The organism is Cytobacillus oceanisediminis (assembly GCF_003182355.1).
Taxonomy (GTDB): Bacteria; Bacillota; Bacilli; order Bacillales; family Cytobacillaceae; genus Cytobacillus; species Cytobacillus oceanisediminis_A.
Genome location: NZ_QGTW01000008.1, coordinates 51,398 through 65,686, shown reverse-complemented (window position 1 = coordinate 65,686; position 14,289 = coordinate 51,398). Strand labels below are relative to the sequence as shown.

Annotated in this window: 12 protein-coding genes; all 12 read left to right on the top strand. The window is 42.3% G+C overall.

Features of this window, described 5'->3' with window-relative positions; translation table 11 throughout:
- Window positions 1–76 precede the first annotated feature (76 nt).
- The gene (locus tag DFO73_RS15520) at window positions 77–1,093 is read left to right on the top strand and encodes a polysaccharide deacetylase family protein (protein WP_110065645.1); all 1,017 of its coding nucleotides are present in this window, start codon (window positions 77–79) and stop codon (window positions 1,091–1,093) included.
- Window positions 1,094–1,134: 41 nt separating this feature from the next.
- The gene (locus DFO73_RS15515) at window positions 1,135–2,370 is read left to right on the top strand and encodes a M16 family metallopeptidase (RefSeq protein ID WP_110065644.1); all 1,236 of its coding nucleotides are present in this window, start codon (window positions 1,135–1,137) and stop codon (window positions 2,368–2,370) included.
- A gap of 122 nt (window positions 2,371–2,492) precedes the next feature.
- Window positions 2,493–2,747: a YlmC/YmxH family sporulation protein gene (locus tag DFO73_RS15510; RefSeq protein WP_110065643.1), complete on the top strand. Its 255-nt coding sequence runs from the start codon at window positions 2,493–2,495 to the stop codon at window positions 2,745–2,747.
- Between the two features lie 549 nt (window positions 2,748–3,296).
- Window positions 3,297–4,199, top strand: a complete 903-nt coding sequence (gene dpaA, locus DFO73_RS15505) for a dipicolinic acid synthetase subunit A (protein WP_110065806.1) — start codon at window positions 3,297–3,299, stop codon at window positions 4,197–4,199.
- A complete protein-coding gene (gene dpaB, locus DFO73_RS15500) occupies window positions 4,196–4,795 on the top strand; it encodes a dipicolinate synthase subunit B (protein ID WP_110065642.1) in 600 nt (199 codons plus the stop codon). Before dpaA ends, dpaB begins: the two co-directional genes overlap by 4 nt.
- Window positions 4,796–5,089: 294 nt before the next feature.
- Complete coding sequence (asd, locus tag DFO73_RS15495) at window positions 5,090–6,139, top strand: aspartate-semialdehyde dehydrogenase (RefSeq protein ID WP_142669530.1); 1,050 nt, start codon at window positions 5,090–5,092, stop codon at window positions 6,137–6,139.
- A 44-nt stretch (window positions 6,140–6,183) separates the two neighbouring features.
- Window positions 6,184–7,428 carry an aspartate kinase gene (dapG, locus tag DFO73_RS15490; protein WP_110065640.1) on the top strand — a complete coding sequence of 415 codons (1,245 nt, stop codon included), beginning with the start codon at window positions 6,184–6,186 and terminating at the stop codon, window positions 7,426–7,428.
- Between the two features lie 118 nt (window positions 7,429–7,546).
- Window positions 7,547–8,413, top strand: coding sequence for a 4-hydroxy-tetrahydrodipicolinate synthase (gene dapA, locus DFO73_RS15485; protein WP_110065639.1), 867 nt, complete (start codon window positions 7,547–7,549; stop codon window positions 8,411–8,413).
- A 259-nt stretch (window positions 8,414–8,672) separates the two neighbouring features.
- Entirely contained in the window at window positions 8,673–10,340 is a 1,668-nt protein-coding gene (locus DFO73_RS15480; RefSeq protein WP_110065638.1) for a ribonuclease J, read from the top strand.
- Window positions 10,341–10,789: 449 nt separating this feature from the next.
- The gene (locus DFO73_RS15475) at window positions 10,790–11,542 is read left to right on the top strand and encodes a ClpP family protease (protein ID WP_110065637.1); all 753 of its coding nucleotides are present in this window, start codon (window positions 10,790–10,792) and stop codon (window positions 11,540–11,542) included.
- The gene (locus tag DFO73_RS15470) at window positions 11,539–11,760 is read left to right on the top strand and encodes a YlzJ-like family protein (protein ID WP_110065636.1); all 222 of its coding nucleotides are present in this window, start codon (window positions 11,539–11,541) and stop codon (window positions 11,758–11,760) included. Before DFO73_RS15475 ends, DFO73_RS15470 begins: the two co-directional genes overlap by 4 nt.
- A gap of 177 nt (window positions 11,761–11,937) precedes the next feature.
- Entirely contained in the window at window positions 11,938–14,280 is a 2,343-nt protein-coding gene (locus tag DFO73_RS15465; protein ID WP_110065635.1) for a DNA translocase FtsK, read from the top strand.
- The last annotated feature ends 9 nt before the right edge of the window (window positions 14,281–14,289 follow it).

Below are 14,289 nucleotides of genomic sequence, written 5' to 3'. Positions count from 1 at the left end.
TTACATATCTTTACGAAACCCTTTCGTTCTACCTTGTCCCTTCAAATCATAATATGAATTGAAGGAGGCATGCAGAATGAGGAAGTTTATCCATATTGCTATCATGTTTGTTATTGCATTAGTGTTTGTCAATAATCCGCTTACAGATCAATACGTTGCAGGATTGAAAGAGGATTCGGGGGCAGTGGCTGTATCAAAGCCTAAGGACTCCCTTTATGATGAAATAGAGGCAAAAGCAGCTGAATACAGCATACCTGCCCAGGATGCAAAAATAGATCCCGTCTGGAAAGCCATACCAGGTTATAATGGAATAGCGGTTGATGTTGAGGCTTCCTATAAAAAAATGAAGGCAGGGAAAAAGTTTAACGAAGAAAAGCTTGTTTTTAAACAGGTGGAACCAAAAGTAAAGTTAAGCGATCTTCCCCCGGCCCCTGTATATAAAGGCCATCCTGATAAACCGATGGTCAGTTTCATTATTAATGTTGCATGGGGAAATGAATATTTATCGGGAATGCTTGCCACTTTGAAAAAACATAATGTATCTGCGAGTTTCTTCCTGGAGGGAAGATGGGTAAAGAATAATCCAGAGCTTGCCAGATTGATCATGGACGCAGGCCATGAAGTTGGCAATCACTCATATACTCATCCGGATATGAAAGTGATTTCTTCTGCAAAAGCGAGGGAAGAAATTCAGAAGACCAACGATGTGATTGAAGCGACAATGGCTGAAAAAACGCGCAAGCCGATTACTTGGTTTGCCCCGCCGAGCGGCAGCTATAGAGACGAAATTGTCAAAATCGCAGCACAAGAGAACCTCGGGACGGTTATGTGGACAGTCGATACGGTAGATTGGAAAAAGCCATCTCCAGAGCAGTTAATCAATCGGGTTTTAAGCAAGGTCCATAATGGCGCTTTAATTTTAATGCATCCAACTGATTCAACTGAAAAATCACTGAATCAATTAATTATGGGACTAAAGCAGAAGAATCTCCAAATTGGAACGGTTTCTGAACTATTAAGTGAAAAGAGAATCCAATATTGGGAAAATAATAATCAGGGTTTTGGAAAAAATAACATTAATGATATAAACTAATGGAAGCGTATGTCTAGGGTTTCAGAACAGGAGGAATTTATTTGATTAAGAAATATACTTGCCAAAACGGAGTAAGAGTCGTACTAGAAAATATTCCAACCGTCCGTTCCGTTGCGATAGGAGTTTGGATCGGAACAGGCTCACGGAACGAAAATACTGAAAATAACGGGATTTCCCATTTCCTCGAGCATATGTTTTTCAAAGGAACGAAAACAAGGTCTGCCCGAGAGATTGCTGAGAGTTTTGATAGTATTGGGGGCCAGGTTAACGCCTTCACTTCAAAAGAGTATACATGCTATTATGCGAAGGTTCTGGATACACATTCGGATTTTGCCCTTGAAGTACTCTCGGATATGTTCTTTAATTCCACTTTTGTTGATGAAGAACTGAATAAAGAAAAAAATGTCGTTTACGAAGAGATCAAAATGTATGAGGACACACCGGATGATATCGTTCACGATCTTTTAAGCAAAGCGATTTATGAAAATCATTCTCTCGGTTATCCGATACTTGGAACTGAAGGAACTCTTGCTGCTTTTAACGGTGATACATTGAAACAATACATGCATGAAACGTACACACCAGAAAATGTCGTTATCTCCATTGCCGGAAATATTACCGAATCCTTTATTAAAGAAGTAGAAAAATATTTTGGTTCCTACGAAGGCGGCAATAGAGAAAGAAGAGAACAGAAACCTGAATTCCATTCAAACCACATTGCCCGCAAAAAGGATACTGAACAAGCACACCTATGCCTTGGATTTGAAGGCTTGCAGGTGGGGCATAAAGATATTTACAACCTTATTGTCTTAAATAATATTCTGGGCGGAAGCATGAGCAGCCGTCTGTTCCAGGATGTCAGGGAGCAAAGAGGATTGGCTTATTCTGTCTTTTCCTATCATTCTGCATTCCAGGATAGCGGCATTGTGACGCTTTATGGCGGAACGGGCGCAAAACAGCTGGACGTCCTGTTTGATACAATCCAGGAAACCCTTGCTACCCTTAAACAAGATGGCATTACTGATAAAGAGCTGAACAACAGCAAAGAGCAGCTTAAAGGCAGCTTAATGCTGAGCCTTGAAAGCACAAATAGCAGAATGAGCCGAAACGGCAAAAATGAGCTTCTGCTTGGACGCCACCGCTCTATGGATGAAATTGTGGAGGAAATTGATGCCGTATCCATGCAGGGTGTGAACAATATGGCGAACACCATTTTTACGGATAAATACTCTGTGGCTTTGATCAGCCCGGATGGCGAACTTCCTAAAAACCTTTAAGATCAGTATAAATATACTTAAAACAGCCTGAGCCAATGACAGGCTGTTTTCTTTTGTCCAAGACTTCTAAAAACTTCGGATGAGCGATAAAGATATATAGAGGAAGATAAGGAGGGCTGATCATGAGATTAAGTGAGTTAAGCGGAAAAGAAATTGTTGATGTAAAAAGGGCAGAACGACTGGGAGTCCTTGGGCAGACAGATCTAGAGATTAATGAAAAAAGCGGGCAGATTCAGGCTTTGCTCATTCCCTCACTGAAATGGTTTGGTTTTAAGCGTCAGGGAGATGAAATCAGGGTTTTGTGGCAGCATATCAGAAAAATCGGCAATGACATGATTATTATCGATATCCCGGAAAACGAAGAAGAAATTGAATAATGATGATGAAGAAGGGCCGGGAAAGGTCCTTTTTTATTTCTGCTCACTGCAGTTTAGCGGTAAATTATGCAATATATTTGATAATATTTAGACTTGCTGGGCAAAACTTAAATCGGGTTAGATAAACTCAATAAACTGCCGGATAAAACCTATATCATACAAGGTATTTCCCGCAAACCGCCACATATTTTCCCATTTTGCTTTCTCCTTTTTCTTTTTCTGAATTTCCTCTCCCCAAAAAGCTTCTTTTCGTTTATAAACCTTTTTTCTTTTAGGTGGAAAACTCACCTAATGCGCCGTGCGTACATAAGATGTTGAAGTAGTTCAATATTACAATTCCTATATGGAATTTACATGAAATTCCCGGCCATGAAGTACGCCACATTTCAATCAAAGGTAAACCTGCTTATGCAATTGCTGTCTCGTGCCGCAGCTATTGTACAGTGGCGTTGCCGGTGCGAGGACATTTTTACCCGAAGCCAGGCGATAAATGGCTTCAAAAATAAATGCTTTCTTCAAAAAAGAAAGAAAAAAGAAGGTGAGTGTTGCATGCTGACAGGAACCCAAATTGCAGTTATCGGCGGTGATGCAAGGCAGCTGGAAATCATCCGGAAACTAACCGAGCTTGATGCAAAGCTCTCATTGATTGGTTTCGAGCAGCTGGATCATGCGTTCTCTGGTGCGGTAAAAGAAAAAATAGATGAAGTGGATTTTTCCAATATAGACGGCATTATTCTGCCAGTGCCTGGCACGGGTCTGGAGGGCCAGATTGAGACGATTTTCTCCAATGAAAAGGTGGTTTTTGAGGAAGAAATTCTTTCGCAAACCCCGCAACATTGTACAGTTTATTCAGGAATAACAAATTCTTATTTAACAGGAATTACAAAGCAGGCAGATCGCCGACTCGTACAATTATTCGAGAGAGATGATGTGGCCATCTACAATTCCATTCCAACTGTTGAAGGAACCATTATGATGGCTATCCAGCATACGGATTTTACCATCCATGGTTCCAATATTGCGGTAATTGGACTTGGAAGAGTAGGAATGAGTGTAGCCAGAACATTCCATGCCTTGGGAGCAAAAGTGAAAGTCGGGGCAAGGAAGAGTGAGCATATTGCCCGGATTACAGAAATGGGGCTTACTCCATTTTACTTAAAAGATATCGAGGATGCGGTAAAGGATACAGATATTTGCATCAATACAGCACCCCATTTAGTTGTAACAGCTTCTGTTATTTCCAAAATGCCGACACATACCCTCATTATTGACCTTGCTTCCAAGCCAGGGGGCACTGATTTCCGCTATGCGGAAAAGCGCGGAGTTAAAGCTCTGCTTGCACCAGGATTGCCTGGCATTGTCGCACCAAAGACGGCAGGGCAAATATTGGCGAATGTTCTTTCTCAATTGATTAAGGAAGATTTGCAAAAGAGAAAGGGGAATACAATATGAGTTTAAAAGGGAAAAGAATCGGATTTGGATTAACGGGATCCCACTGTACGTATGATGCAGTATTTCCGGAAATAGAAAAGCTGGTTAACGCAGGTGCAGAGGTGCTTCCTGTTGTTACCTTTACAGTGAAAAATACGGAAACAAGGTTCGGAAAAGGGGAAGATTGGGTACAAAGAATTGAAGATTTAACAGGCAATAAGGTGATAGATTCGATCGTAAAGGCGGAGCCGCTTGGCCCTAAGATTCCGCTTGATTGCATGGTAATTGCACCATTGACTGGAAGCTCCATGAGCAAATTTGCAAATGCCATGACCGATTCACCGGTGTTAATGGCTGCAAAAGCCACACTTAGAAATGGAAAACCAGTTGTTCTGGGAATTTCCACAAATGATGCGCTTGGCCTGAATGGCGTAAACTTAATGAGACTGATGGCTACCAAAAATATTTATTTTATCCCTTACGGCCAGGATGACCCTGTGAAAAAGCCAAATTCAATGGTAGCAAGAATGACTGCATTATCAGATACAATTCTGCATGCAATGGAGGGCAAGCAGCTTCAGCCTGTTGTGGTGGAAAGGTATAAAGACGACCAATAGCCCCTATTTTTTCTAGCAAAAAAATTTAGTCCTTTAGTGAACGAATATGTTAGAATAAAGGTTATTAAGATAACCAACCTCCAAGCTATGTTTAAAAGAGCTTAATAACATCTTGGAGGTATGGCTAATATGCTGTTAATATAAATGGATACATGCCTTTCTAAACATTAAAGGCAGGAAGGCGGCTGCCAATTTACTTTGGCCGCCGTTCTATTAAATTTTAGGCATATTGCTCGTTCATTAAAAACTAATTTTGCTAGAAAAATATATTAGTACTGGAAGGGGAAAATGAAATTGGAACAGAAAAAAGGATTTCATGTAGCGGTAGTAGGTGCGACTGGCGCAGTTGGCCAGCAAATGATTCAAACACTTGAAAACAGAGATTTTCCTATCTCTCAATTAACTCTTTTATCATCTGCCCGTTCTGCAGGTTCAAAGGTAACTTTTAAAGGCAAGGAGTATACCGTTCAGGAAGCAAAGCCTGAGAGCTTTAAAGGGGTGGATATTGCCTTATTCAGTGCTGGAGGAAGCGTTTCACAGGAACTCGCTCCCCATGCGGTTGAACACGGCGCAATCGTGGTAGATAATACAAGTGCTTTCCGTATGGATCCGAATGTGCCCCTTGTTGTTCCTGAGGTTAACGAAGACGATCTTAACAAGCATAATGGCATTATTGCGAATCCAAACTGTTCTACAATCCAAATGGTAGTTGCCCTTCAGCCAGTTAAGGAAAAGTACGGCTTGAAAAAAGTGATAGTATCTACTTACCAGGCTGTATCAGGTTCAGGAGCAGCAGCTGTAGAAGAGCTTAACGAGCAGACAAAGGCAATTATTAATAATGAAGAGTATGAGCCGGCAATCCTTCCGGTCAAAGGCGATAAAAAGCACTATCAAATTGCATTCAATGCCATTCCGCAAATTGATAAGTTTCAGGATAATGGATACACTTTTGAAGAGATGAAAATGATTAATGAAACGAAAAAGATTATGCATATGCCGGAACTGCAAGTGGCAGCTACCTGCGTGCGCCTTCCGGTGGCAACTGGCCATTCGGAATCACTTTATTTCGAAGTGGATTCAAATGGTGTTACGTCAAATGAAGTAAAGAGCCTTCTTGAAAATGCTCCAGGCGTTGTCCTGCAGGATGATCCGGAAAACCAGATCTACCCGATGCCTGCTGATTGTGTTGGGAAAAATGATGTATTCGTCGGCCGTATCCGCAAAGACTTAGATGAGGATAAAGGCTTCCATATATGGGTTGTTTCTGATAATCTTCTAAAAGGGGCAGCATGGAACTCCGTGCAAATTGCCGAGAGCTTAATTAAACTTGGTTTAGTCAAGTAGTTAACGAGTTTCTCTTCATGTAAAGAGAAGTTAGAGGTGTTTTAATGAATATTATCGTTCAAAAATATGGAGGCACATCAGTACGTGATGAAAATAGCCGTGAACATGCGCTTAAGCATATTCAAAAAGCGCTGGCTGATGGATATAAAGTTGTAGTTGTAGTTTCAGCAATGGGCCGAAAAGGTGATCCATATGCAACAGATACCTTGCTTTCCCTTGTAGAAGGAAGCAACAGCAAGATTAGCAAGCGGGAAACAGACCTTCTTTTATCTTGCGGTGAAGTGATTTCAAGTGTTGTCTTTTCCAACATGCTCAGAGAAAACAGCATTAATGCGGCAGCCTTAACGGGTGCGCAGGCAGGATTCAGGACCAATAATGATCATACAAACGCAAAAATTATTGATATGAAATGCGACAGGCTCCTAAAAGAATTAGAGGAGCATGATGTCGTCGTCGTGGCAGGCTTCCAAGGGTCTTCGAAGAACGGTGAAGTTACCACAATCGGCAGAGGAGGCAGCGATACCTCCGCAGCTGCGCTAGGTGCTGCATTAAATGCAGAGTGGATTGATATCTTTACTGATGTGGAAGGCATTATGACAGCTGATCCGCGCATTGCAGAAAATGCACGGCCCCTGTCAGTAGTAACGTACACTGAGGTCTGCAACATGGCATACCAGGGTGCAAAGGTCATCCACCCTCGTGCAGTAGAAATTGCTATGCAGGCAAAGATTCCAATTCGGATCCGGTCAACTTATTCGGACAGTCTCGGAACTCTTGTCACAACTCTTAATAAAGACAGGCGCGGTACAGATATTAAGGAACGGTCTGTTACCGGAATCGCACACCTTTCCAATATAACCCAGATTAAGGTTCTTGCTAAGAAAGACCAATATGATCTTCAATCAGAGGTATTTAAGGCAATGGCAAATCAGGGGATCAGTGTAGACTTTATCAACATCTATCCAAATGGCGTAAATTATACGGTAACGGAAGAAATGACCGATAAAGCCATTGGTATCCTAAAGAGCCTTGGCCATGATCCGCTAGTGGAAAGAGAGTGTGCCAAAGTATCTGTAGTCGGAGCAGGCATGCAGGGGGTTCCTGGTGTGGCCTCACGAATTGTGACAGCACTATCCGAGCAGGGCATCCGCATTTTGCAATCCGCAGACAGCCATACAACCATCTGGGTTCTGGTAAAGCAAGCAGATCTTACAAAAGCTGTTAACGCTTTGCATGATGCTTTTCATCTTGAAGAAGATCTGACAGAATATGAGAGAACAGATATCTAACTTTATTTAATTTGTTGAAAAAATATAAAAGTTCAAAAAAGTGAAGGGAAAGGTCGGAGAAGCAATGAGATTTGGCCGCTTTTCCAAGACTTTTTGAACAGCCGCAAGGAGTGTAAAAATGGTTTTATTTGGTCGAGTATCCACTGCAATGGTAACGCCGTTCGATCATAAGGGACATATTGATTTCCCTAAAACGACGCAGCTTATCAACCATCTAATCGAAAACGGTACAGAGTCAATCGTTGTCGCAGGAACAACCGGGGAGTCGCCAACCCTGTCAAAAGAGGAAAAGCTGGCACTGTTCCAGCACGCAGTTAAAGTGGCTGACAAACGTGTACCTGTTATTGCCGGTACTGGCAGCAATAATACCTATGAGTCAATTGAATTAACGAAAAAAGCAGAGCAAATTGGTGTAGATGCAATTATGATCGTTGCGCCATATTACAATAAGCCAAATCAGGAAGGGCTGTATCAGCACTTCAAGGCAATCGCAGAAAAAACGAAACTTCCATTAATGGTATATAATATTCCTGGTCGCTCCTCCGTAAATATTCTGCCTGAGACGGTTATCCGCCTCTCCAAAATACCAAATATTGTTGCGGTGAAGGAAGCAAGCGGGGATCTGAATGCAATGGCAAAAATCATTGCCAATACAGATGACGATTTCTTGCTTTATAGCGGTGATGATGGCCTTACCCTTCCATGCATGGCTATAGGAGGAACAGGTATTGTATCAGTTGCTTCACATGTGATTGGTAATGAAATGCAGGAAATGGTCCATGCATTTCTTAACGGTGAAAATGAAAAGGCTGCAAAAATACACCAGCAGATTCTTCCTATCATGGAAGGGCTTTTCGTTGCACCAAGCCCTGTGCCAGTAAAAACAGCGCTTCAAATAAAGGGCCTTGATGTCGGATCCGTCCGCCTTCCTATGGTCCCATTAACTGAGCAGGAGCGGAATGCAGTAGCTGCTTTATTTAAATAATGAAAGGAAAGAAAAGCTAATTCAGATTTTATCTGATTGGCTTTTCTTTTTATAAAATAAGTTTTATATCTTCCGCTTTCCACTTGCACTTGATGATTTCGTTCTCATAAACTCTCTATGGCCACCATATTCCTATCCACTAGGGATTTATGGCAGCGCTTACCCTATGTATAAATTTGGTTGTCATGGTTTTAGGACATCAAGTATAATATGGATAACTGATCTTGATCGGCTGAACATGCATGGGAGGAAACTTACATTGAAAAAGAGACAGAATGAAAGCATCAAGTTAACAGCACTCGGAGGAGTCGGAGAACTAGGGAAAAATATGTATATGGCAGAGGTAGACGATGACATTTATATTGTCGACGCCGGATTAATGTTCCCTGAAAATGAAATGCTCGGAATTGACATTGTTATACCGGATATTACATATTTAGCCCAAAATAAAGAAAGGATACAGGGAATCTTTTTAACACATGGGCACGAGGATCATATCGGTGGCCTTTCTTATATTTTGGCTAAGGTCAATGTACCTGTTTATGGGCCAAAGCTGACGCTTGCACTTGCGAAAGCAAAACTGAAGGAACAGGAATACAAAGGCAAGGCCCAGTTTATTGAAATTGATTCGGATTCAAAGCTTCAGTTCGATTCGGCGGAAGTAACCTTTTTTAGGACTAGCCACAGCATACCGGACAGTGTGGGAGTTGCCATCCATACTTCAGATGGAGCTATTGTATATACAGGCGATTTTAAGTTTGACCAGGCCGCACCTTCGCTGTATAAGCCTGAAATAGGAAAAATGGCGCGTCTAGGCGAAGAGGGTGTACTTTGCCTTTTATCCGACAGTACTGAAGCAGAAAAGCCAGGATATACAAATTCAGAAGCTAAAGTAGCTAGAGAAATGACAGCTGCCTTTTATGCTGCCAAAGGAAGGGTAATTGCTGCTTCCTTTGCTTCCGACCTGATTCGCATCCAGCATATTTTTGATGCTGCCATGGAAACCGGCAGAAAGGTGGCAGTTGTCGGAAAAAGCCTTCAAAAAATCTATGATATAGCACTGCAGCTGGGGTATCTGCAAGTTGGGGAAGGCTTAATCATCCCCGTTTCGGAAATTGGAAAATATCCGGACAATGAAATCACTGTACTCACGACTGGATCCCAGGGAGAACCAATTGAAGCTCTTCAAAAAATGGCCAAGCAGTCCCATAGGCAGGTCAATATTAAAAAAGGGGATACTGTCCTGCTTGCCGCATCTCCATTAAGAGGAACGGAAGTATTTATTTTCAAAACGGTTGACATGTTATTCAGGGCTGGTGCTGAAGTAATTTCAGGCAAGGGTACTTTTAATACCTCTAGCCATGGAAGCCAGGAAGAACTTAAATTTATGATCAATCTGATGAATCCGAAATTCTTTATCCCGGTGCATGGTGAATACCGTATGCTGAAAGCCCACGCTGGCATTGCTAAGGAGTGCGGATTATCAAATGAGCAAATTTTCATCCCGGATAAAGGCGATGTAGCTGAAATCAAAAACGGCAAAATCGTATCCGGCGGAAAAATCCCTTCCGGAAATGTCCTGATTGATGGAATTGGAGTAGGCGATGTTGGAAATATCGTATTAAGAGACCGGAAGCTCCTTTCACAGGATGGAATTTTATTGGTTGTGGTCACCTTGAATAAAAGGGAAAAGAAAATCTCCGCAGGCCCTGAAATCATTACAAGAGGATTTGTTTATGTAAGGGAATCGGAAAAGCTGCTTGAAGAAGCAGCTAAAATAGTCAAAGAAGCGGTTGAGCAGAATTTGGCCAGAGAATCATTTGACTGGTCGGGCATAAAACAGGATATGCGGGACAGCCTGAATCAATATCTTTATGAAAAAACCAAACGGAGGCCGATGATCCTTCCAATCCTTATGGAAGGCTAAACGCCTCATAAGCAGCCTGGGAATGCCAGGCTGTTTTTTTAGATGGCTCTTTTCTAATAGATTATTGTTTTTGAATAAGTTCATTGAGATAAACGAGGTTGGTTGATTGGAGCGAAAAGTGCGAGATCCTCCAAAATGCATTCGCATTTTCTTCGTGCGGTGTTTTATTTAGGGAAGCTTATTCAATGTCCTGCGGGAGGAGCGGGGCAGTTGAGATCCCCACAGGTGCGGCGCGCCGAGGAAGCTCACCGTCCGCCCCGCGGAAAGGGAGCATCCTGGAGCGGAAATTAACCACTTCTCATTACTTTTAAAAAGCAACACTGTTTGCGAAAACAGCCTTTTAGATTAACTTGCTCTTTCTCCTTTTGAATCTTCCTCAAACAATATCACGCATGAAAAACTATCCAGTGTTCATACTAACAATATATTGCTTGAAGGGAGAAATAAGGATGGAAAACGATATAAAAAATAACCGTACTGAAAGCCGAGAAGGGCAAGAACAGCCTAAAGAGGATAAGCCGTCAGGCCTGATGGAGAAAATTCAGCAGCTTGGCCAAACGAATGTCCCGCAGCTGTCACAGGATTCCAAGATCCATTGCTTAACGATTGTTGGGCAAATCGAGGGGCATCTGCAGCTCCCTCCGCAAAATAAAACCACAAAATATGAGCATTTAATTCCTCAAATTGTGGCGATAGAGCAAAACCCAAAAATTGAAGGTCTGCTTGTTATTTTGAATACTGTTGGAGGAGATGTGGAAGCAGGGCTGGCCATTTCGGAAATGCTTGCTTCATTATCCAAGCCAACAGTCTCCATTGTTCTTGGGGGAGGCCATTCTATTGGTGTGCCTATTGCTGTGTCATGTGATTATTCGTTTATAGCTGAAACAGCAACGATGACCATCCACCCAATCAGGCTGACTGGCCTTGTGATTGGGGTTCCGCAAACCTTTGAATATATGGATAAAATGCAGGACAGGGTCATTAACTTTGTAACCAAGCATTCAAATGTTTCTGAACAGAAATTTAAAGACCTCATGTTTGACAAAGGGAACCTTACACGCGATATTGGAACGAATGTTGTTGGAAGGGATGCAGTTGAATACGGCTTGATTGATGAAGTTGGCGGTGTAGGGCCAGCACTCTCAAAGCTGAATGAATTAATTGATATGAATAAGCAAAAAGAAGAAGTGATTGTCCAATGATCTTGTATACAATGATGCCGCAGGAACTTATTTATCAAACTGAAAATGATGATTTTGGCAAACAAAAGATCGTGTCTTACGAAGGAATCCCGCTTCTTGTAGAAGTGAATGCAGGGCAGGAATGCCGAATCCTGAGGGTAATGAGCAGTGACCCATCCCACTATATGGATGAAAGATACACGCCGGGATCGATGATCAATCTTTCCCAGCTATTCTGATAAGACCTTTTAAAATTTTTAACATCACCTTCTCAGGTAGCATTGTGCTATAATAAAAGTAACTTTAGAAGCAGCCAAAAAATGGCTGCTTCTTCTTTCATAGATGGCAAAGCAGGAATGTATTACATAATTGAATTTGGATGTTGCTGTTAATAAGAAAAATGATAAGGTGATAAAATGGCCAAAAAAAAGAGAAGAAAATCTAGAAAAAAAGAAACATTAAAACAAACGATGAAATTTGAACTGATTGCGCTGGTCTTATTGGCGCTTGCAGTTATTTCAATGGCTAAGCTGGGGGCAGTCGGCAAATCGACCGTTCTATTTTTCCGTTTTTTTATGGGAGAATGGTATATGCTCAGTCTTATAGGGCTAGTAATTTTTGCAGGGTATCTTATGTGGAAGAGGACTCTTCCCTTTTTATTTCATACTAAACTAATCGGTACTTATTTAATCATTAGCTCCCTGCTGTTATTAAGCCATGTTACGCTATTCCAGCTTCTTTCAAATGGCGGGAAGTTTGATGATCCAAGCGTAATAGCTAATACATGGGAACTGTTCAGAATGGAAGTGGGTGGCGAAACAAGCACGACTGATCTTGGCGGTGGAATGATTGGGGCAATCCTTTTTGCACTTTTTTATTATCTATTTGATGAAGCTGGATCTAAAATCGTTGCCTTTTTATTAATTATTATTGGATTTGTCCTGCTAACAGGAAAAACATTTGGGGATGCTGCAGGGAAGATGATGGCTGCGATCGTAAATTTCTGCAAAAAACAATGGGCTGCTTTTGTTAATGATATGAAAGAATGGGCGCAAAACCGCAGTGAAAAGCGGGAAGAAAGGCGCGCCAGAAGAGAAGAGGAACAGGCACAAGCTCAGGAAGAAGAAGAAACAGAGACGGTTATTACGATTAACAATTCCTCCGAAACAGCTTCTGAACCGCTTCCTGAGCCGATTATTTCAAGCTTTGCCGAAAGGGCTTATCAGGAGGAACCTCAAGGGGCAGCTGACCCGCAGCCGGCTGAAAATACAGAAGACCTTGAACAAGAGGAGGAAAATGCACCGCCGATTACGTTTACTGAAGTGGAGAATAAGGATTACGAGCTGCCCCCAATCAGGCTTCTTAAATTGCCAAGGCAAACGGATCAAAGCGGTGAATATGAACTTATACATGCCAATGCAGCAAAGCTTGAGAGAACTTTTCAAAGCTTTGGTGTAAAGGCGAGAGTGACCCAGGTCCATTTAGGGCCAGCTGTAACGAAGTATGAAGTCCATCCCGATGTGGGCGTAAAAGTAAGCAAGATCGTCAGTCTTAACGATGATTTGGCACTTGCACTTGCAGCCAAGGATATCCGGATAGAAGCTCCTATTCCAGGAAAATCGGCAATTGGAATTGAGGTGCCAAACTCGGAAGTAGCCATGGTTTCCTTAAGGGAAGTTATTGAATCCAAACAAAATGACAAGCCAGACTCCAAGCTGCTTATTGGCCTGGGCCGTGATATTACAGGTGAAGCTGTACTTGCTGAATTGAATAAAATGCCCCATTTACTTGTTGCCGGTGCAACAGGAAGCGGTAAAAGTGTGTGTATAAATGGAATCATCACAAGCATCCTGATGAGGGCAAAACCGCATGAAGTAAAATTAATGATGATTGATCCAAAAATGGTTGAATTGAATGTCTATAACGGGGTGCCCCATTTGCTTGCGCCAGTTGTGACAAACCCAAAGAAAGCAGCACAGGCTTTGCAGAAGGTTGTCAGTGAAATGGAAAGGCGGTATGAGCTCTTCTCCCATACCGGTACAAGAAATATTGAAGGCTACAATGAATATGTGAAAAGGCATAATGCCGAGGAGGAAGCTCAGCAGCCGCTTCTTCCGTATATTGTAGTTATAGTGGACGAGCTTGCAGACTTAATGATGGTCGCTTCGTCAGATGTCGAGGACGCAATCACTCGCCTGGCGCAAATGGCGCGTGCAGCAGGCATCCATTTAATTATAGCGACTCAGCGGCCGTCCGTAGACGTTATCACTGGTGTAATTAAAGCGAATATCCCTTCAAGGATTGCGTTCGCTGTATCTTCAATGACCGATTCAAGAACTATTTTGGATATGGGCGGAGCCGAAAAGCTATTGGGCAGAGGGGATATGCTCTTCCTGCCAGTTGGTGCCTCCAAGCCAGTACGCGTCCAGGGTGCCTTTTTATCAGATGAAGAGGTTGAAGAAATAGTCGAATTTGTCATTGGCCAGCAAAAAGCCCAATACCAGGAAGAAATGATTCCTGAGGATATTCCTGAAGCAACCGGAGAAGTAGATGATGACCTGTATAACGAAGCGGTTGAACTCATTCTGGAAATGCAAACCGCTTCCGTCTCCATGCTTCAGCGGAGATTTAGGATTGGTTATACCAGGGCGGCAAGGCTGATTGATGAAATGGAAGCAAGAGGTATTGTCGGCCCTTATGAAGGAAGCAAGCCTAGAGCAGTTCTGCAAGGCAAGCCTTCTGAAGAAGCAAGTTCATAAGGTTGAATA

Coding starts and splice junctions, on each gene's coding strand:
- DFO73_RS15520 (WP_110065645.1), top strand. CDS start 77: ATGAGGAAGTTTATCCATATTGCTATCATGTTTGTTATTGCATTAGTG.
- DFO73_RS15510 (WP_110065643.1), top strand. CDS start 2,493: ATGAGATTAAGTGAGTTAAGCGGAAAAGAAATTGTTGATGTAAAAAGG.
- dpaA (WP_110065806.1), top strand. CDS start 3,297: ATGCTGACAGGAACCCAAATTGCAGTTATCGGCGGTGATGCAAGGCAG.
- dpaB (WP_110065642.1), top strand. CDS start 4,196: ATGAGTTTAAAAGGGAAAAGAATCGGATTTGGATTAACGGGATCCCAC.
- dapG (WP_110065640.1), top strand. CDS start 6,184: ATGAATATTATCGTTCAAAAATATGGAGGCACATCAGTACGTGATGAA.
- dapA (WP_110065639.1), top strand. CDS start 7,547: ATGGTTTTATTTGGTCGAGTATCCACTGCAATGGTAACGCCGTTCGAT.
- DFO73_RS15475 (WP_110065637.1), top strand. CDS start 10,790: ATGGAAAACGATATAAAAAATAACCGTACTGAAAGCCGAGAAGGGCAA.
- DFO73_RS15470 (WP_110065636.1), top strand. CDS start 11,539: ATGATCTTGTATACAATGATGCCGCAGGAACTTATTTATCAAACTGAA.
- DFO73_RS15465 (WP_110065635.1), top strand. CDS start 11,938: ATGGCCAAAAAAAAGAGAAGAAAATCTAGAAAAAAAGAAACATTAAAA.